Here is a 19,556-nt window from a genome sequence, read left to right as displayed (position 1 = left end):
TCAGTCCTGCAATTCGGTCTGGCGTTCGACAGGGTCGATCAGCACGGCTTTCTGCTGGCGCACCAACAGGTCGAGAATCTCTTCCTGGCGATCGCCCAGCACGCCGTTGAAGCTGATGCCGCTGGATTTGGTCGGCGCCAGCATCGACACGCGGTACAACTCGACACTCAACGGCGAGTCGATGGACAGCGGCCCGCTGCCGTTACCCGCCAGTTCACCGCCGACCACGATCAGCGAGACCTTGGCGTCGAACGGGTCGAGGGCGATGTCGCGGTCGGTGTCGGTCAAGTCCTTGATGTGGCCGTAGAGCCCGGTCAGGCCGTTGGCCATCGAGGTGTTTTCGTACAGCTTGATGTTGACGCTGTTACGCACACGGATACCGTGGCGACGGTTGGCAATCACCTTGTTGCCCCACAGCAGGTTATCGCCGCTCTCATAGAGCGTGATGCCGTCGGTGTGGTTACGGTAGAACTCGTTGTCGGCGACGAAGTTGTTGACGCTGTTACGGTCGAGTACCAGGCCCGACAGCTTGTTGTCGTAGCTGCGGTTATTGAAGATGAAGCTGTCGTTCACTTCCCGGGAAATGATGATGCCGTGCTTCTTCTTGGTGCCGTAGACGGTGTTGTCCGCGATGATCAGGCCGTGGGAACGGTCGTGGGGGTCAATGCCGTAGACGATGTTGTCTTTGTAGGTATTGCCCTTGATCACAAAGCCTGTGGTCTCGTAGCAGTAGAAGCCGTACCACATGTCCGAGAACTCGGAGTCGATGATCCAGCCCGTCGGCTCAGGGCGCTTGAGCACCTTGGCCATGTTCGGCGTGTACTGGGAAATACTCACCCCGTACGACTTACTGTTGGCGTAGCCGAAACTGGCCATCTTGGTGTTGGAGATGTAGGTCTCGGTACCGCCCCAGGCCAGCAGGAACGGGCGGAATTCCTTGGGTGACTTGTACAGCGCCGGGCCGTTGGCCTTTTCGCTCCAGCCGGTGACTTTGGTGTCACGCACAAACAGCTGGCCGTCGTTGATCAGGAACGAACCGGCTTCCTGGGACAGGCGCAGCTCTTGGGTTTTCTTGTCGATTTCCAGGATGCCCTTGCGTCCGACCACGATCGGCAGCTTGGCCAGGAACACACCCGGCGAGGTTTCGCTCAGGTACTGCTTAGGCACTTTGCCGAGCAAGTCCTTGAGGTTCATGTAGCCGTCGTCGATGAAGATCGCCTGGGGAATGCCGTGCTGGCGCACCACCCATTCAGCCATCTTGTTGTCACCGCCGATGAAGTCCTTGAGGGCGTCTTCCTGCATCATGCGGCGGATGCTGATTTTGCCCGGCTTGGCGCGCACGATTTTCTTTTCCATCGCCGCGTCGGTGTAGCCCGACAGGTCGGGCAGGGCCGGCTTGGCCATTTCCAGCGGCGCGGTCGGCGGGCTGGAGATGGTGTAGGTCTTGGCCTGTTGCAGTTCTTTGGCGATGGTCGGCGCTTTAGCCTGCGGCGCGACATCGGCCATGGCAGCACCGCTTGCCAGCAGCATCGCTGCCGCCAGCATGGCCGAGCCTTTGAGGGCTTGAGGGTTCATTGCGCAGGCTCCCATCAGAATTTCCAGATCACGTCGACAAACGCGCGGTGCATGTACGAGTCGACCTGGCTGCCATAGGCATCACCCGGCTTGAACACACCCGCCCGGAAGCGCACCAGGGCCGACGGTTCGTCGATCGACTGGCTGAGCGCGGCCGGCAGCAGGCCTTTCTTGAAGTACTTGGTGACCACCAGGTCCATCTCCTGGCCCAGGTCTTTCTTGCCATCTTCAAGCGGCAGGGAAGTGCTGGACAGGATCGCGCCGGTCACGTCGTCGGTGTTGTTCTGCACGGCGTCGATACCGTTGCTGCCCACCGGCTTGTTGCCGTCGACACGCCAGAACTTGTGGTACACCAGGCTGGCGTCGTAGTCCTCGCGCAGCTGCCAGGAACCGAACAGGCTCATGGACTGCATGTTGTTCATCTCGCCGCGAAACGCTTCGCCGAAACGGTGCAGGCGGGATTGGGTGCCGGTGAAGTTCGAACGGTTGCTTTGCAGGCCGTTCTGCTCGTATTCGGCACTGGCGCGGGCGTAGGCCGCACCCACTTGCCATTGAGGGTCCAGACGCAAGCGGATACCCAGGTCGGTAGCCCAGCCGCTGACGTCATCGCTGCGCTTGGCTTCTGTCGGGCGGGTGCCGTCGGCGTTCAAGGCATTGACCGAATCGCGGTCGCCTCTCATGCCGGTGACGCTGGCCCAGTAATTGACCGTGTTGGTGTTGCGCCAGTTGTAGGCGTCGCTGTTGGCTTCGATGCCGAGCCAGGTCAGGTCGCCGTTCTCGCGTTTGTCCAGCGAGTCGGTGGGCACGCCTGGTTCCGGGAAGTCGAGCTTGCCGTTGTCATGGGTGTGGTGACCACGCAGGCCGATCCACTGGCCGGGCGTCCACTGGTAGGCGGCGTCAGCGTAGAGGTGCTGGCGATCCTTGTCCTTGGGCGACAGTTCCTTGAGGTCGGTGCGGTATTCGCTGAAGCGTTCAGCGACGCCGACATTGGCCTTGAGCAGGGTGGTGTCGAAGGTCCAGTTCAGCGCCTCGATGTTGGTGTCGCGCCATTGGCCGTCGTCATTGCGCAGGCGTTGGCGACCCAGCTTGAGGATCTCGCCGGGGTAGGGCGTGAAGCCGCTGTAGCCGACCCAGAATTCGCGCATGGCCAAGTAGTTTTTCTTGGTCTTGCGGTCGTCGTTGGTGGTCTGCTGGTTTTCGTCATCCGCCGATTGTTGCAGGGTGTCGGTCTCGATGATGTCGCTCGACACCACTGCCTGGCCCATGGCGTAGGCGCTCCACGCGCCGCTTTCGCCGTAGATCCACGGGCGCAGGTCGAGGCCGATGCCGTTGACGTCGCCGCCTTTCTGCGTGCCGAGGTCACGGTCATCTTCGGACTGTGCGGTGGCTTTGACTTCCAGGCCGAAGTTCTTCGCTTCGGTCAGTGCGGCCAGGGTCGGGCACGACCACAGCAAGGCGAAGGTCAGGCCGATGCCGGCTTTGACGAATGGGTTGAGCTTCATAGGGATTCCTCGCCGTCTTCTTCTTCCAGGGCGTGCAGTTGCAGCGTGCTCTGGGCCAGGGTGCCGCGGGTGGCCAGTTCCTGTTGCACCAGGCGTTGGCCTTGAGCGCGTTGTTCCGGCGTCAGCGGGGCTTCGAGCTGCGTGGCCAAGTCATTGGCCTCTGGCGTGTCCTGGGCTTTAGCCAATTGGCTGAAGACATAGGCATTCAATGGGTCGGGCTTGGTGCCCTTGCCTTGGGAAAACAACTGGGCGATGGCGAAGTCGGCGCTGTTCTGGCCGTTGCGCGCAGCGGTCAGCAAGTGATCCAGGGCTTTTTGCGAGTAGACCTGGCCCAAGTAGCCACGGCGGTAGATCTGGCCGAGGTAGTAATCGGCGGCCACTTCGCGGCCCACGGCTTTCTGGAAATGCGCTTCGGCCGCCTTGGCGTCCGCCGGCACCCACTTGCCTTCGTAGTAGAGCTTGCCCAGCAACAGCTCGGCGCGCGGCTGGTCGGCGGCGCGGCCGTTGTCCAGGTACTTCATCATCTGGTCGACGTCGCCCAGTTCAGGGAAGTCGTAGAGCAGTTGCGCCAGGCTGACCCAGGAAGCCGGGTAGCCAGGGGCGATTTTTTCCAGCAGGGCCTGGGCGGTTTTCTCGTCAGGCTTGCCCAGGGAGGCGTCGCCCAACACACGTGCCACGCTATCAACACGCTGAGCGGTGACGGTGCCACGGCTGTAACCGGCTTCCATCTGCTTGAGCAGTTCGGCCTGTTTTTCCGGTTCGGCTTTTTTCTGGTAGACGGTGGCCAGCTCGACGTAGCAGATGTCGGTGGTGTTCAGCGCGGCTTTACAGATGCGCTCGACATCATCCAGATGCTGGTCGTAGGTGTCTTGGGTGCGATACAGCAGCACCTGGGCCAAGCCGGCTTCCGGATAACCCGCTGCTTGCCACTTGCTGATCTGCTGCTGGGCATTCACGTTCGGAAAGCTGTGCGGGTATTGCAGGTACAGCATCGCCAGCGGGATTAGCGTGTTGCCTTCGCCATTGGCGAAGGCTTTTTTCAGCAGGCCTTCGGCTTCATGGTGTTCGGCTTCGGTGCTGCCTGGCTTGGCCACCAGAAGGCGACCGAGACGTGCCTGGGCGCGGGGCGAGGTGTCCGCCGCCGCACGGTAAGTGGCTTCAGCCTGTTTGATTTGCGCCGGATCGCGGGTGCCGACCTGGATATCGGCCAGGCCCACTTGGGCCTCGCTGTAACCCAGGTCTGCCAGTTGCTGGTAATTCTGCTGCGCGGTGACGGTGTCGCCACGCTTGAGCGCTTCATTGGCCAGGCGTTGGTCGGGCAGGCCGGCGCAACCGGCGAGGCTGACTGCGAGTGCCAGCAACGCTACTGAACCCAAGTGGCAACTGCTTTTGTGGCGAGGGAGCTTGCTCCCGCTGGGGTGCGTAGCGCCCCCAAAAGCCGGCTCCAGCTGCGCTGTCGAACGGGAGCAAGCGCCCTCGCCACAGCAAGCTCGCTCCCGCAGGGATTGCGGCGTGTTTGGGATAGTCATCACAGGCATGTCCTCGCTTACAGACCGTGGGCCATGGCTTTATCGATCAGCCAGTTCAGCGATGGGCCACGGTCGCTGATCACTTCGACCGGGCGGCCGGCGTAGGTGCTGTCCAGTGGTGCGTCAGGTTTGATCTGTACGCGGATGTCGGAGGACAGGTCGGCGCTGTTCAGGCTGGTGCTGCTGACGATGGTGCCGGTGCGCAGCTGTTCTTCGTCGGCCACCTGGAAGCTCACGGGTGTACCTGGGCGAACGTCAGCGAACTGACGGTAGGTGAAGCGTGCTTCAACATTGGCCTGGGCGCCGCGCGGCACCAGTTGGAAGATCACGTCGCCTTTGCTGGCGTACTGACCGTCGGCGACCAGTTGCTGGGCAACGATGCAGTCGCACGGCGACGTCAGGGTGCCAGTCATTTGCTTGCCGAACAGTTCTTCAACCTTGGCCGGTTGCAGTTGGTCTTCGTCCAAGTGGCCCTTGAGCACATCGAGCATGCTGGTGCTGAAGGTCGCCAGCGGCGCGCCTTTGGCGGCGATCGCGTCACCTTTGAGCAAGCTTTGCACGGTGCCGTCGCGCGGCATCGTTACGTTCATGCCGGGCACGCTCACCAGGCCAGCCTGTGCGTGGCTGACGAAATACATGCCATACACCGACTTGAAGACAAAGCCGAACGCCGCCAGGCCCACCAGGAAGATCGCCAGGCTGAACGTCACGGCGCGCAGGCGGCCGAAGGCGCTCATGTTGCTGCCGCTGTCCTTGACCTTGCGCGCCTTGGTGAAGTTGTCGCGCTGCAGGGTCGCCAGCACGTCGCCCATGGTCACGATGTCACCGGACAGGTGCGAAGTGATCAGGTGGCGCAGGGTGGAAATATCCTGGGCGTCGAGGTTCTGGAACTGGCAACCGGTGCGGCCGGTCTGGCGATCGTAGGAGCGAATCTGCAGCTCCACGTCCATCGCCAGGCCGAGGTTATCGATGACGAACTGCAGGCGACCCTTGTGCACTTCACCGATGGTCAGCGGTTGGGTGGCGGTGAACGCCAGGCCGCCGGCGGAGAGGTCGATCACCCGTGCTTCGGTCTGGGTGCGGTCAGTGTTGAAGAAGCGCAGCTTGGCCGGGATTTTGACACGGGCGTGCTGGCGCTGGGCTTCGGATTCGTGGACTACGTTGGCATTTACTGGACTGTTCATCAGGGCATTTCCTAGAGTTAATTCAGGCTTGGCAGGGTCAGACCATCATCAGCAACACGGCAACGAAGATGCTGCCGGCGGAGAAGGTCATGGTCCGAGACGACCAGGTGTTGAACCAACGTTGAAAGCTGGCCAAATCGCGGGTCAGTTTGGTGTCCTGGCGGGTCCAGGACTGTTGATCAAGGCGGAAGAACACGTAGATCTTCACCAACGCGCCCATGATCTGGTTGTAATAGAGAATCATCGGGTACGCCGGGCCGATCGTGTGGCCGGAGCACGACAGCAGCAGGGTCAGGATCAGGCGAGTGATGCCGATCCACAGCAGGTAGGCGAGGATGAACGCGCCGCCGTACTTGAAGGTGGCGATGATCGCCACGGTCAGGCCGAGCAGGGAGGTCCACATCGATACGCGCTGGTCGAACAGCACCACGCTGGTGAACAGGCCGAGGCGGCGCACACCCAGGCCCAGGGCACGGGAGTTCTGGCGCAGGTTGTTGCCGTACCAGCGGAACATCAGCTTGCGGCTGGCCTTGATAAAGCTCTTTTCCGGTGGGTGTTCCACGGTGTTGATCGCCGCATCCGGCACGTAGAAGGTGTCGTAGCCCAGGCGCATCAGGCTGAACCAGCTGGATTTGTCATCACCCGTGAGGAATTTGAAGCGGCCCAGGCGCCAGTGTTGCAGCGAGTCGCTTTCCACGTCGGCGATAAAGCCTGGGTCGGTGACGACGCTGGCACGGAACACCGACATACGACCGGTCATGGTCAGTACGCGCTTGGACAGGGCCATGGAGCACATGTTGATGTGGCGTTGGGCGAAGCGCAGTTTGTGCCACTCGCTCATGATGTAGCCGCCGCGTACTTCGCAGAACTCGTTGGTGGTCAGGCCACCGACATTGCCGAACAGCTGGAACCACGGCACGGTCTTGCGCACGACGCCTTCGGCGAGCACGGTGTCGCCGTCGATCACCGCAACCACGGCACGGTCGTCCGGCAGGTGGCGGGAGATGGCGCGGAAACCGAATGCCAGGCCATCGCGCTTGCCGGTGCCGGCGATACGCACGAAGTCGAGCTTCACATGCTCCGGCGGGTTCATGCGTTCCCACAGGCTCTTCACCAGCAGCTCATCGGACATTTCCACCAGCGAGCAGACCACGGTGGTGGGGAAGCCGCATTCGATGGCTTCACGGATCACCGAGCTGTAGACCTGCGCGGTGGTCAGCGCATCGATACGGAAACTGGTGACCATCAGGAACACATGGGACGGGTCGGCAGCCTTGCCCAGCTTGCGCACTTTACGGCGCAGGTGCGGGTAGACCACGTACAGGAACAGCATGCCGCGAAAGAAATGCGTTGCACCCATCGAGTAGCGCCAGATACCGACGGCGCCAATCAGGAAAATAAAATTCTTCGACTCGGAGTCGAACGTACTCGCCGGTAACAACGCGGCGAGACCCATCAGCAGGCTCAGAAAGAACAGCCAGCCGGCGGATTGGAGCAGTACGTGTTTTAACTTGGACATAAGCGTCATCCGAAGGTGAAGAAGGCTCCAGGCTGCAAGCGCTGGGGATTGGTACGCTTGCAGCCCGGAACTTGCCGTTGCTGTTACCAGCAAATGCCTTCGGTGCGGCCGCTGACGCTGGTGGCTGCGGACATGAAGCCCACCAGGTCGACGACTTGCTTGCCGTGCGGTGCGTTATGCGCCAAGGCACGGAACTTCTCATCGCGGTTGCCCAGGATGATCACGTCGGAGTTGTTGATCACGTCATCGAAGTCCGAATTGAGCAGGGACGACACGTGCGGGATCTTGCCTTCGATGTAGTCTTTGTTTGCACCGTGGACACGGGCGTATTCAACGTTGCTGTCGTAGATGCTCAGGTCGTAACCCTTGCCGATCAGCATTTCGGCCAACTCGACCAGCGGGCTTTCGCGCAGGTCATCGGTGCCGGCCTTGAAGCTCAGGCCCAGCAAGGCGATGCGGCGTTTGTCGTGGCTGGACACGATGTCGAAGGCGTTCTGCACCTGGGACTCGTTGCTGCGCATCAGCGAGTTGAGCAGCGGCGCTTCCACGTCCAGGGAACCTGCGCGGTAAGTCAGGGCGCGCACGTCTTTTGGCAGGCACGAGCCGCCGAACGCGAAGCCTGGGCGCATGTAGTACTGGGACAGGTTGAGGGTCTTGTCCTGGCAGACCACTTCCATCACTTCGCGACCGTCGACGCCGACAGCCTTGGCGATGTTGCCGATCTCGTTGGCGAAGGTGACCTTGGTGGCGTGCCACACGTTGCAGGTGTACTTGATCATTTCGGCGACGGCGATGTCCTTGCGGATGATCGGCGCGTCGAGTTCTTCGTACAGCGACTGCAGGACATCGCCGGAGGCTTTGTCGAATTCGCCGATGACGGTCATCGGTGGCAGGTCGTAGTCGGCGATGGCGGTGGATTCACGCAGGAATTCCGGGTTGACCGCGACACCGAAGTCGACGCCGGCTTTTTTGCCCGAGCAGTCTTCAAGGATCGGGATCACCACGTTGGCCACGGTGCCAGGCAGAACGGTGCTGCGCACGACCACGGTGTGGCGAGTGGCTTTGTCACGCAGGACCAGGCCGATTTCGCGGCACACCGCTTCGATGTAATCCAGTTCCAGGTCGCCGTTTTTCTTGCTTGGCGTGCCGACGCAAATCATCGACAAGTCGGTGTCGCGAATGGCTTCGGCGAAATTGGTCGTGCCGCGCAGCCGGCCGGTTTCGATACCCTGGCTCAACAGTTCGCCCAGACCCGGTTCAACGATTGGCGATTTGCCTGCATTGATCAGGTCAATCTTGTCCTTGGAGATGTCTACGCCAACCACTTCGTGGCCACGGGCAGACAGGCAACCGGCACATACTGCGCCAACGTAACCGAGACCAAATATGCTGATGCGCATCGCATTTACCTCTTCGTCATTCAAGACTGTGTTAATCGTGCCTATTAAGGCCGGAGTTCATGTTTGCAAGCGTCACTGATGCCGCGAAAGTTAGGCGAATAGACGCCGACTTACCGCGTACAGGCATGTTAAATAGTGAGTGACTAACTATTGCACTCAAGTTGTGCGCAACTTGGCCTTGTTATTGGGGCTTGCCCTCAAATGCAGCCAGCCTTCCTGGGAGAAGGGCTTGGCGCCAGTGCCGCAGGACCTTGATAGAGGCGTTTAGCCTTTAACTATCAATGCCTTGGGTTTTATCACTGACCCATTAGGGTAAGCACAGCCTTGGCCTATAGTTCGTGGCAATTGATCCTTATCGCCGCTCTCAACTAATCGGTTGGTAATGTGACCACTGAGTCAAAGTTAATGTGACAACTCTGCTACTTCCGTTGGTCCGCCATGTAAGTCATCTCCTACAGGAACAGAGAATTTCGTTACCGGTGGTATGAGCAGTGCTTTAGGATGAAGTTCCAGGCCGCTCATCCTGTTTCCAGAAATTTCTTGAAATATTAGGAAAGATGGCACTGGTAGTATATTGATAGCACTTGCTATTTGGGCCAGTAGTTATAGGGAGTTGGCGCGAAGGGATAGTTTTGTGCCACTAGTGTTTTAAAAAAACGGTGCCACTACGAAAAAAAACGACAAATGTCGAGTGAAAGAATTTTTATGGAAGTGTCTGAATATTTTTTGACGCCAAAATAATGACGATTTCAGGTGTGGAATGCAGGCAAAAATGTGGGAGGGGGCTTGCCCCTCCCACATTTGATTTTTTGCGTCGATGAGGTTGGAGCAGGGCTTTATTCCGGTGCGTGATCGCGCAAAAACACCAGGTTGTCAGGCTTCGACTGCTCGGCATTGAAGCGATAGCCCTGCACATCGAACTGCTTGAGCTTGGCCGGGTCGTTGATGCGTTCTTCGATCACGAAGCGGCTCATCATGCCCCGGGCCTTCTTGGCGTAGAAACTGATGATCTTGTACTGGCCGTTCTTGAGGTCCTTGAACTCGGTGTTGATGATCCGCGCGTTCAGGGCGGTGCGCTTGACCGCCGAGAAGTACTCGTTGGAGGCCAGGTTGAGCAGCACGTCATCACCTTGTGCGGCCAGTGCTTCATTGAGCCACTCGCTGATGCGGGTGCCCCAGAAGGCGTACAGGTCCTTGCCACGGGCGTTGGGCAGTTTGGTGCCCATCTCCAGGCGGTACGGCATCATCAGGTCCAGCGGGCGCAGCAGGCCGTACAGGCCGGAGAGCATGCGCAGGTGGTCCTGGGCGTAGGTGAAATCGGCGTCGCTGAAGGTGTCGGCATTCAGGCCGGTGTAGACGTCACCCTTGAACGCCAGCAACGCCTGCTTGGCATTGGCCTGGGTGAAGGCGGGCGTCCAACTGCCGAAGCGGGCAGCGTTGAGGCCGCCGATCTTGTCGGATACGTGCATCAATTCGCTGATTTGCGCCGGGCTCAGTTCGCGCAATTGTTCGATCAACTCCTGGGAGTGGTCGAGGTATTGCGGCTGGGTGAAGCGCGGGGTTACCGGCGTTGACTCGAAATCGAGGGTCTTGGCGGGGGAAATCACCATCAGCATGAAGTCGTCTCCTGTAAACGTGGAGGGATTCTAGGGGGTTGGGCGTTTTGACTCCACCTATGATGGCGATAGGCGCGATCCGCTATGATGGCCGGTGACTCTGGAGAGGGAGACCCTGTGTGCGAATAGCGCTTTTGTTGTCGGCTTGCCTGTTTTGCCTGAATGCCCAGGCGGCACCGGTGGATGTAGCCAGCCTGGACCGTGGCACCTGGCCCGAGAAGCTCAGCAGCCCGGCGCTGTTCGATGTGGCTTCACGCGCCGAAATCCTGATGTTCGCCCACAGCCTACTGGCCAGCGAGCGCCAGGATGAAGCCGCGCTCAAGCAGCGCCTGGGCCTGAAAATCATCAACATGGCCGCCATCGACGACTTGCGCCGCCAACTCTGGCAGCGCCTGCTGGAGAACTACACGTTCGCCCAGCAGAGTTGCGAAGTCGACGCCTCGTTCTGCTATCTGGTAGAGAACATGGACGATCTGCTCGAGCAGGCCGGCAAGTTTGAGGTAAGCGAAGACTCCTTCTATATAGGCTGGTCCAATCCCAGCCATGTGTTCCATGAGCGCTACCTGGACGAGTTGTTGCGCAAGGCTGCGCTGTTCCCACAGATCAGCAGCGAGGTCGCACTGTTCGGCGACCATGAGCTCAATGGCAACGAATTCAACGACCGCCTGTTCCTGCTGACCTTCGACGGCGGCCCGGCCCCGGTCAGTGGCAATACCGACTGGCTCACCGATTACCTGCGCAAACAGAAGATGAATGCGACCTTCTTCGCCCTTGGCAGCAGCCTGCAAACCCGTGTGGAACGTAGTTCGGTCGCCGATGTAGAGGCGCTCTATCAAGGTCAGTGCGTTGGTACCCAGGGGTGGCAGTACCGTTCGCACAGTCATTGGGTGGACTGGCAGAGTTCCATCACCCGCAGCGCATCGCTGGCCCAAAACCTGATGCCGGAAAACTACGTGCCGCTGTTCCGTCCACCGTATGGCCAGCGTCGCGCGGACAGCCAGGGCTTCTTTCAAGCCCAGGGCTTGCAGGTAGCGTTGTGGGACATCGATTCCCAGGACGAACCGGGCAAGCTCAAGGCCGATGAGTCGGCGCAGCGGGTGCTGACGCTGATGTTGTTGTGGCGCAAAGGGGTCATCGTGTTTCACGACACCCAGGACAAGGCGCGGGTGGCTTTGCCGATCTTGTTGCAGGCAACGGCGCAGAGTGGTTTGGGGTGGCAGGACTGCCGGGAGGCTTTTCGCTGAAATGCCCGGTCCTGTTGGGGATGAGGCATTTGTGGGGTGATTTTGTGCGACATTTCGATGCAGGCGGACTTCCGACTTTAACGGGGACCATGGTGCTCGGCTAGTGCTATTCGTCATCCTGAAAAATAAACTTCAAAAAAACGTCAAAGTGCTTTTTTCTGTCATGGGTTTTGCGGTATTACGAAGTCAGATCGCCGAAACCTGCAGCACAGGTGGCGTCTTCCAAGACTCCTCATGTGGGCACTGCGCTTGACGTCACTCAGGTGCAGTCGGTGGTCGAATCGAGGCGCAGCACCGCCCAGGTATTGCGTCGACTGGCTCCCACAAAGGTGACCGAGTATGGATGATCATGGACGTAACCCTTCTTCCGACCAGCCAATCCTTTATGTGCTTGATACCAACGTATTGATCCACGATCCAAACGCACTGCTTAACTTCGAAGAACACCACGTCGCCATTCCGATGATCGTGCTTGAGGAGCTCGACAAACTCAAAAGCGGGCACCACAGCGTGGCTGCCGAGTGCCGCCAGGCCATCCGCTTGATCGACAAGACATTGGGCGAAGCCTCGCCGGAAGACGTCGAGGTCGGCGTCCCGATCCAGCGCGGTAAAAGCGGGCCCAAAGGCTTGCTGTCGATCCTGATGAGCAAGCGCAGCGAGCCCAACAGCCTGCTGCCGGAAAACCTGAACGACAACAAAATCATCAACCAATTGATCGACCTGCACGCACGCGACAAGGACCTGCGCCTGGTGCTGGTGACCAAAGACATCAATATGCGCCTCAAGGCACGAGCGTGTGGGATCGCTGCCGAGGACTACAGTACCGACCAACTGGTCGACGATGTGTCGATGCTCTCCCGCGGTTATCACACCGTAACCGGCTCGTTCTGGGACCTTGTCAGCAAGGTCGAAACCCGTCAGGACCATGGCCGCACCTGGCACCAGGTGCAGCTGATCGACAACCTGCCGGCCGTGCATATCAATGAATTCATCATCGACGAACAAGGCTTCGTGGGTTGGATCAAAGAGATCCAGGTCGACAAGCTGTTGATCCTCGACCTGCATCAGGAACCCCTGTTGCACCAGGAAGCCTGGGGCCTGAAACCGCGTGATATCTACCAGAGCCTGGCGCTGTATGCGCTGCTCGACCCGGACATCCACCTGGTCAACCTGACCGGCGCCGCAGGCTCCGGGAAAACCATCCTCGCCCTGGCTGCCGCTATCGAGCAGACCATGGTGACCAAGCGCTATCGCCGCATCATCGCCACCCGCAGCGTGCAGGGCCTGGACCAGGAAATCGGTTTCCTGCCCGGCACCGAAGCGGAAAAAATGGAGCCGTGGCTGGGGGCGATCACCGACAACCTCGAAGCCTTGCACATGGATGACGAAAACACCCATGGCAGCGTCGACTACATCCTCAGCAAAGTGCCGTTGCAGTTCAAATCCCTCAACTACATCCGAGGTCGCAGCTTCCAGCAAAGCCTGATTTTGATCGATGAATGCCAGAACCTCACGCCGCACCAGATGAAAACCATCATCACCCGTGCCGGCGCCGGTTCCAAAGTGGTGTGCCTGGGCAACCTGGCACAGATCGACACCCCTTACCTGTCCGCGACCAGCTCCGGGCTGACTTACCTGACGGAACGCTTCAAAGACTTCCCCAACGGCGTGCACATCGCGCTGCAAGGGGTGCCTCGTTCGATTCTGGCCGAATACGCCGAATCTCACTTGTAAATACGGTCAGTGTGGGAGGGCACTTGCCCCTCCCACATTTTGATCGGCGATAGGTTTACAATCGGTGCTCCTGATCAGGAGTATCCCTGTGCTGACTCATCTCGATTCCCAAGGTCGCGCCCACATGGTCGACGTCACCGACAAGTCCGTGACGTTCCGTGAGGCGGTGGCCGAAGCGCGCGTGCGCATGTTGCCCGAGACCCTGAAAATGATTGTCGACGGCGCCCACCCCAAGGGCGACGTGTTTGCCGTGGCCCGCATTGCCGGGATCCAGGCCGCGAAAAAAACCAGTGACTTGATTCCCCTCTGCCACCCGCTGATGTTGACCGGCGTCAAGGTCGAACTGAGCGCCGACGGCGCAGACTCGGTGCATATCGTGGCGCGCTGCAAGCTCTCCGGCCAGACCGGCGTGGAAATGGAGGCGTTGACCGCTGCCAGCGTCGCCGCGCTGACCCTCTACGACATGTGCAAGGCTGTAGACCGTGGCATGACCATCGAAAGTATTCGCCTGCTGGAAAAACTCGGCGGTAAAAGCGGGCACTTCAAGGCGGACCAGGCATGAGCATCAACGTATTGTTTTTTGCGCGTTACGCAGAGGCTGTGGGCCTTGATTCGCTGGAGATGGAGGGCGAGTTCGCCACCGTCGATGCTGTGCGCCTCGCGCTGGCCAGTGACCCGGAGTTTGCAGTGCTCAACGAGACCAGCCTGATGTGCGCGCGCAACGAAGAGTTGTGCGGCCTCGATGAGCCGGTGCAGGCGGGCGACGAAGTGGCGTTCTTCCCCCCCGTGACTGGAGGCTGACCATGGCCATTCGTGTGCAAGCCCAGGCGTTTGATCCGGGCGTCGAGGTGAATGCCATGCACGCGGCCAATGTCGGCGTGGGCGCGGTGGTGAGCTTTGTCGGCTATGTGCGCGACTTCAATGACGGCCGCGACGTGTCGGGGATGTTCCTGGAGCACTACCCCGGCATGACCGAAAAGGCGTTGGCCAAGATCGCCGTGGAGGCCGAGCAGCGTTGGCCGCTGCTCAAGTTGGAAGTGCTGCACCGCATCGGCGCGCTGGAGCCGGGTGAGCCGATTGTGTTCGTTGCCGCCGCCAGTGCCCATCGCCAGGCCGCGTTTGATGCCTGTGCGTTTGTGATGGACTACCTGAAGACCCGGGCGCCGTTCTGGAAGAAGGAAAACACACCTGAGGGCGCGCGCTGGGTAGAGGGGCGCCACAGCGATCACGCAGCGGCGGATCGCTGGAAATAACCAGCCGAACACCTATCTCAACATCAGCTGAAATCAAATGTGGGAGGGGGCTTGCCCCCGATAACTGTGGCACATTCAACACCTCTGTTGACTGATACACTGCTATCGGGGGCAAGCCCCCTCCCACATTTTTTATCGCATTTCAGCTTACGGGCGTTTGCGCTCTACGGCCCGCAATAAATGTGTCGGAGGAGTTTCGCAGCTGATCTTGCGACCCAGCAGCGTCTCGATCGACGGCAACTGATACGAGTCATCCTCCCCGGCAAAGCTGATCGACACACCCGCCGCCCCGGCCCGCCCTGTACGGCCAATGCGGTGCACGTAGTCGTCCGGCACTTCCGGCAGGGTGAAGTTAATCACGTGGCTGATGCCGTCGATGTGAATGCCGCGACCCGCTACGTCGGTGGCCACCAGCACACGAATCTTGCCTTCGCGGAAACCTTCCAGGGTCTTGATGCGCTTGTGTTGCGGCACATCGCCGGACAGTTGCGCGGCGTTCACACCATCACGCACCAGGCGCTCCTCGATACGCCGCACTTCGTCCTTGCGGTTGGCGAACACCATCACGCGCTCCCAACCGTTGTCGTTGACCAGGTTGTAGAGCAGCTTGTACTTGTCGGCACCGGCCACGGCGTAGATATGTTGCTCGACGTTCTCGCTGGCGACGTTGAGCGCTTCGATCTCGACGATGGACGGGTCGGTGGTCCACTGCTTGGCGAGGTTCATCACGTCTTCGGTGAAGGTCGCGGAGAACAGCAGGGTCTGACGCTCGGCCTTCGGTGGGGTCTGGCGAATGATCTGGCGCACTTGCGGGATAAAGCCCATGTCGAGCATGCGATCGGCTTCGTCCAGCACCATCACTTCGACCATATCCAAGTGCACGTCGCCGCGCTGGTTGAAGTCCAGCAGGCGGCCCGGCGTGGCCACCAGAATGTCGCAGTGACGGGCTTCAAGGTGCTTGAGCTGCTTGTCGAAGTCCATGCCGCCGACGAACGTCATGACGTTGAGGCCGGTGTACTTGGTGAGGTCGGCGGCATCCTTGGCGATCTGCACCACCAGCTCGCGGGTCGGGGCGATGATCAGTGCGCGCGGCTCACCCATGTAGCGTTCTTTCGGCGGTGGCGTCTGCAGCAGCTGGGTGATGATCGAGATCAGGAAGGCGGCGGTCTTGCCGGTACCGGTCTGGGCGCGACCGATGGCGTCTTTGCCGGCGAGGGTAAAGCCGAGCACCTGCGCCTGGATCGGCGTGCAGTACGGGAAACCCAGGTCTTGGATGGCGTGCATCAGTTCCGGGGCCAGTTTGAAATCGTGGAAGCGGGTCTTGCCTTCCTGGGGCTCGACGACGAAGTCTTCGAGTTTCCATGGGATCACGGGCGGTTTTGGTGCACGTTCACGGCGCGGCTTGGGCGCGACTGGCGCGGGAGCGGCCTCAACCAGCTCTGCCTGTTCAGGCGGCTTCACGGTCGGCTTCTTCGGCGGGGTGACAGGTGCGGTCCGACCTGGCTGCTGACCGTCATTGCGGCTGCCGGGCGTGGGGGTTGGAGCACTGGAATCAGGCGCGAGCGGCTCAGCCTCGCTTTTGCCGAACATCTTCTTAAGTGCTTTGAGCACGGTGATCTCATTAATTGGTTAAGGAATGTACGCCGGCCAGTGTAATGCAAGAATCGGGCGCGGCGTAGTGCGTCTGTCATACGGCTACATAAACGCCGGGTTTCAGCCCAGGCGCGCGGTCAGCCAGGCGCCGATATCGTGTATCTCCTGGGGTAACACTTCGTGGCCCATTGGGTATTCCTGCCATGTCACGGTGACACCACGGCTCTTCAGGTGCTCATACGCCGTGCGACCCATGGCGTTCTGTACCACTTCATCGTACTGGCCGTGCAGACACAGCGTTGGAATGCGCTGCTGGCTGGCAGATAACTCCAGCTCATTATCGAAGGTGGGCGCGTAGGTGGAGAGGGCAATGACGCCACCCAGGGGGCCTTCCCAATTAAGAAACGCCGTGTGGAATACCACCGCACCGCCTTGGGAAAAGCCTGCGAGAAAAATCCGCGAAGCGTCTATTCCGGTTCTCTTCTGTGCCTCGATCAAATCCGTGACCATTTTGGCCGACACTTCCAGCTCTTCCAGGCTGATCGACCGCGCCGGGCTCATGGCCTTGATGTCGTACCAACTGGGCATCTCGTAGCCGCCATTGATTGTCACCGGGCGGGTCGGTGCCTGGGGCAAAACGAAGCGGGTGGTCAGCAAGCTTTCCTGCAACGCTTCGGCCACCGGCAGGAAGTCGTAGCGATCGGCACCCAGGCCATGCAACCAGATTACGCAGGCGTCTGCGGGCTTGGCGGGCTGAAGAATCAAGGGTTCGGTCATGTCTGCTCCATTAATGTGCGTGCGCTCCGATTGAGTGCGTCGGAACGGTGCGCGATGGGTTGATCTGTTAAGAAGATGTCGCACGGTTGAATCTTTTTCTATTGACCGTGGGCTGAATCGACTCAGCCGGCACTCTGGTACGGGCCTTGCTATGTGTTGAACGATGTCAGCGCTATCTCAGGACGGTAACACTATCAGTGACTGCCGCTTGTGGGATAGCAACTGGATTGATCGCAACAACCTCATGCCGCTTGACCCCAAAAAAGCCAACACGGGTCGATATCGCCTCATAAGGGTGCGCTGAGGTTCGAGCTCCGACACAACAAGAGCAACTGGAGGTTTGAATGAAGGTATTGAAATCCACCCTGGCCATCGTTTCCGCGGCGGCTGTACTGGGTGTCAGTGGTTTCGCCCAAGCTGGCGCCACGCTGGACGCCGTGCAGAAGAAAGGCTTTGTGCAATGTGGCGTGAGTGACGGCCTGCCGGGTTTCTCGGTACCGGATGCCAGCGGCAAGATCCTGGGGATCGACGCTGATGTTTGCCGCGCTGTGGCGGCTGCCGTTTTCGGCGACGCGACCAAGGTCAAATTCAGCCAGTTGAACGCCAAGGAGCGTTTCACCGCGCTTCAATCCGGCGAAGTCGACATTCTGTCCCGTAACACCACCATGACCAGCTCCCGCGATGCCGGCATGGGCCTGAAATTCCCAGGCTTCATCACTTACTACGACGGCATTGGCTTTCTGGTAAACAACAAGCTGGGCGTGAAAAGTGCCAAGGAACTGGACGGTGCAACCATCTGCATCCAGGCCGGTACCACCACTGAGCTGAACGTTTCCGACTACTTCCGTGGCAACAACCTGAAGTACACCCCGATCACCTTCGACACCTCCGATGAAAGCGCCAAGTCGCTGGAATCCGGTCGTTGCGACGTACTGACTTCCGACAAGTCCCAATTGTTCGCCCAGCGCAGCAAGCTGGCCGCGCCGAAAGACTACGTGGTTCTGCCGGAAACCATTTCCAAGGAACCTCTGGGCCCGGTCGTGCGTAACGGCGACGACGAGTGGCTGGCCATCGTGCGCTGGGTTGGCTACGCCATGCTCAACGCTGAAGAGGCCGGTATCACCTCGAAAAACGTTGAGGCTGAAGCCAAATCCACCAAGAACCCGGACGTTGCACGTCTGCTCGGTGCTGACGGTGAATACGGCAAAGACCTGAAAGTGAAGAAAGATTGGGTCGTACAGATCGTCAAGCAAGTCGGTAACTACGGTGAAGTGTTCGAGCGCAACCTGGGCAAGAGCACCCCGCTGGAAATCGACCGTGGCCTGAACGCGCTGTGGAACAACGGCGGCATTCAATACGCACCACCTGTGCGCTGATCGCTGATGGTTCTGTCACCCGGTGGGCCAACCGCCGGGTGATGTTCTGTTCCATTATTTCCGGGGCACTTCATGCAAAATCAAATCGGCGCACCAAAGCAGAAGCTCAGCTTCAGCGATCCCAAAGTGCGTGCGTGGCTCTTCCAGATCATCACGATTGTGGCGGTGGTCTCGCTGGGCTGGTACCTCTTCAATAACACCCAGACCAACCTGCAACACCGAGGCATTACCTCGGGTTTCGACTTCCTTGAGCGCAGTGCCGGCTTCGGTATCGCGCAGCACCTGATCGACTACACCGAATCGGACAGTTATGCCCGGGTGTTTGTGATCGGTTTGCTCAACACCTTGCTGGTGACCTTTATCGGCGTGATCCTGGCGACACTGCTCGGGTTCGTGATCGGCGTGGCGCGGCTGTCGCCGAACTGGATGATCAACAAACTGGCGACGGTGTATGTGGAGGTCTTCCGCAACATTCCGCCGCTGCTGCAAATCCTGTTCTGGTACTTCGCGGTGTTCCTGACCATGCCGGGGCCGCGTAACAGCCACAACTTCGGCGATACCTTCTTTGTCAGCAGCCGTGGCCTGAACATGCCGGCAGCGCTTGCCGCTGACGGTTTCTGGCCGTTTGTGGCCAGCATCGTCGTCGCCATCGTGGCAATCGTGCTGATGGCGCGTTGGGCCAACAAACGCTTCGAAGCAACCGGCGTACCCTTCCACAAATTCTGGGCGGGCCTGGCGCTGTTCATCCTGATCCCGGCGCTGTGCGCCTTGATCTTCGGTGCACCGCTGCACTGGGAAATGCCCAAGCTGCAAGGTTTCAACTTTGTCGGCGGCTGGGTACTCATCCCGGAACTGCTGGCACTGACCCTGGCGCTGACTGTCTACACGGCAGCATTTATTGCCGAGATCGTGCGGTCGGGCATCAAGTCCGTCAGCCACGGCCAGACCGAAGCCGCGCGCTCCCTGGGCCTGCGCCCTGGGCCGACGCTGCGCAAGGTCATCATCCCGCAGGCTCTGCGGGTGATCATTCCGCCGCTGACCAGCCAATACCTGAACCTGGCGAAGAACTCCTCGCTGGCGGCCGGTATCGGTTACCCGGAGATGGTTTCGCTGTTTGCCGGCACGGTACTCAACCAGACCGGCCAGGCCATCGAAGTCATTGCCATCACCATGAGCGTGTACCTGGCGATCAGCATCAGCATTTCCCTGCTGATGAACTGGTACAACAAGCGCATTGCGCTGATCGAGCGGTGA

At 59.8% G+C, this 19,556-nt stretch carries 16 protein-coding genes; 7 read left to right on the top strand and 9 right to left on the bottom strand.

What is annotated here, in order from left to right; translation table 11 throughout:
* The 7 genes from algG to yaaA all read right to left on the bottom strand — a co-directional run bounded on the left by algG (position 1) and on the right by yaaA (position 10,325).
* Positions 1–1,590, bottom strand: a complete 1,590-nt coding sequence (algG, locus tag AC3ZU9_RS06055) for a mannuronan 5-epimerase AlgG (RefSeq protein WP_012722331.1) — start codon at positions 1,588–1,590, stop codon at positions 1–3.
* Positions 1,590–3,077 (bottom strand): alginate export family protein, encoded by a 1,488-nt coding sequence (locus AC3ZU9_RS06050; protein WP_012722332.1) that lies wholly within the window; start codon positions 3,075–3,077, stop codon positions 1,590–1,592. Before AC3ZU9_RS06050 ends, algG begins: the two co-directional genes overlap by 1 nt.
* On the bottom strand, positions 3,074–4,615 hold the full coding sequence (algK, locus tag AC3ZU9_RS06045; protein WP_173390378.1) for an alginate biosynthesis TPR repeat lipoprotein AlgK: 1,542 nt from the start codon (positions 4,613–4,615) through the stop codon (positions 3,074–3,076). Before algK ends, AC3ZU9_RS06050 begins: the two co-directional genes overlap by 4 nt.
* Positions 4,616–4,623: 8 nt before the next feature.
* On the bottom strand, positions 4,624–5,790 hold the full coding sequence (locus AC3ZU9_RS06040; RefSeq protein ID WP_012722334.1) for an alginate biosynthesis protein Alg44: 1,167 nt from the start codon (positions 5,788–5,790) through the stop codon (positions 4,624–4,626).
* Positions 5,791–5,827: 37 nt separating this feature from the next.
* Entirely contained in the window at positions 5,828–7,309 is a 1,482-nt protein-coding gene (gene alg8 / locus AC3ZU9_RS06035; RefSeq protein WP_162471071.1) for a mannuronan synthase, read from the bottom strand.
* Positions 7,310–7,392: 83 nt separating this feature from the next.
* A complete protein-coding gene (locus tag AC3ZU9_RS06030; RefSeq protein WP_012722336.1) occupies positions 7,393–8,709 on the bottom strand; it encodes a nucleotide sugar dehydrogenase in 1,317 nt (438 codons plus the stop codon).
* Positions 8,710–9,545: 836 nt separating this feature from the next.
* The gene (gene yaaA / locus AC3ZU9_RS06025; protein ID WP_012722337.1) at positions 9,546–10,325 is read right to left on the bottom strand and encodes a peroxide stress protein YaaA; all 780 of its coding nucleotides are present in this window, start codon (positions 10,323–10,325) and stop codon (positions 9,546–9,548) included.
* 119 nt (positions 10,326–10,444) lie between these two features.
* Here yaaA and AC3ZU9_RS06020 point away from each other — a divergent pair, with 119 nt between their 5' ends.
* The 5 genes from AC3ZU9_RS06020 to moaE all read left to right on the top strand — a co-directional run bounded on the left by AC3ZU9_RS06020 (position 10,445) and on the right by moaE (position 14,556).
* The gene (locus tag AC3ZU9_RS06020) at positions 10,445–11,569 is read left to right on the top strand and encodes a polysaccharide deacetylase family protein (RefSeq protein ID WP_490090418.1); all 1,125 of its coding nucleotides are present in this window, start codon (positions 10,445–10,447) and stop codon (positions 11,567–11,569) included.
* Positions 11,570–11,908: 339 nt separating this feature from the next.
* Positions 11,909–13,303, top strand: coding sequence for a PhoH family protein (locus tag AC3ZU9_RS06015; protein ID WP_012722339.1), 1,395 nt, complete (start codon positions 11,909–11,911; stop codon positions 13,301–13,303).
* 88 nt (positions 13,304–13,391) lie between these two features.
* The gene (moaC, locus tag AC3ZU9_RS06010; RefSeq protein ID WP_046034357.1) at positions 13,392–13,865 is read left to right on the top strand and encodes a cyclic pyranopterin monophosphate synthase MoaC; all 474 of its coding nucleotides are present in this window, start codon (positions 13,392–13,394) and stop codon (positions 13,863–13,865) included.
* Complete coding sequence (gene moaD / locus AC3ZU9_RS06005; RefSeq protein ID WP_012722341.1) at positions 13,862–14,104, top strand: molybdopterin converting factor subunit 1; 243 nt, start codon at positions 13,862–13,864, stop codon at positions 14,102–14,104. The genes moaC and moaD overlap by 4 nt, the downstream gene beginning before the upstream one ends.
* Positions 14,105–14,106: 2 nt before the next feature.
* The gene (gene moaE, locus AC3ZU9_RS06000) at positions 14,107–14,556 is read left to right on the top strand and encodes a molybdopterin synthase catalytic subunit MoaE (protein WP_012722342.1); all 450 of its coding nucleotides are present in this window, start codon (positions 14,107–14,109) and stop codon (positions 14,554–14,556) included.
* 147 nt (positions 14,557–14,703) lie between these two features.
* On the opposite strand, the gene rhlB is transcribed toward moaE, so the two are convergent.
* Together rhlB and AC3ZU9_RS05990 are read right to left on the bottom strand one after the other, a co-directional pair.
* Entirely contained in the window at positions 14,704–16,173 is a 1,470-nt protein-coding gene (gene rhlB / locus AC3ZU9_RS05995; protein WP_043204814.1) for an ATP-dependent RNA helicase RhlB, read from the bottom strand.
* A 96-nt stretch (positions 16,174–16,269) separates the two neighbouring features.
* On the bottom strand, positions 16,270–16,926 hold the full coding sequence (locus AC3ZU9_RS05990; RefSeq protein ID WP_012722344.1) for an alpha/beta hydrolase: 657 nt from the start codon (positions 16,924–16,926) through the stop codon (positions 16,270–16,272).
* Between the two features lie 344 nt (positions 16,927–17,270).
* Between AC3ZU9_RS05990 and AC3ZU9_RS05985 the strand changes: the two genes are divergently transcribed.
* Together AC3ZU9_RS05985 and AC3ZU9_RS05980 are read left to right on the top strand one after the other, a co-directional pair.
* Positions 17,271–18,302 (top strand): amino acid ABC transporter substrate-binding protein, encoded by a 1,032-nt coding sequence (locus AC3ZU9_RS05985; RefSeq protein WP_010212954.1) that lies wholly within the window; start codon positions 17,271–17,273, stop codon positions 18,300–18,302.
* A gap of 72 nt (positions 18,303–18,374) precedes the next feature.
* The gene (locus AC3ZU9_RS05980; RefSeq protein WP_046034359.1) at positions 18,375–19,556 is read left to right on the top strand and encodes an amino acid ABC transporter permease; all 1,182 of its coding nucleotides are present in this window, start codon (positions 18,375–18,377) and stop codon (positions 19,554–19,556) included.

The sequence above is a fragment of the Pseudomonas sp. A39 genome, from assembly GCF_058145955.1.
The sequence above is the reverse complement of the archived record's forward strand: the minus strand, read 5'-3'. Positions and strand labels throughout refer to the sequence as shown.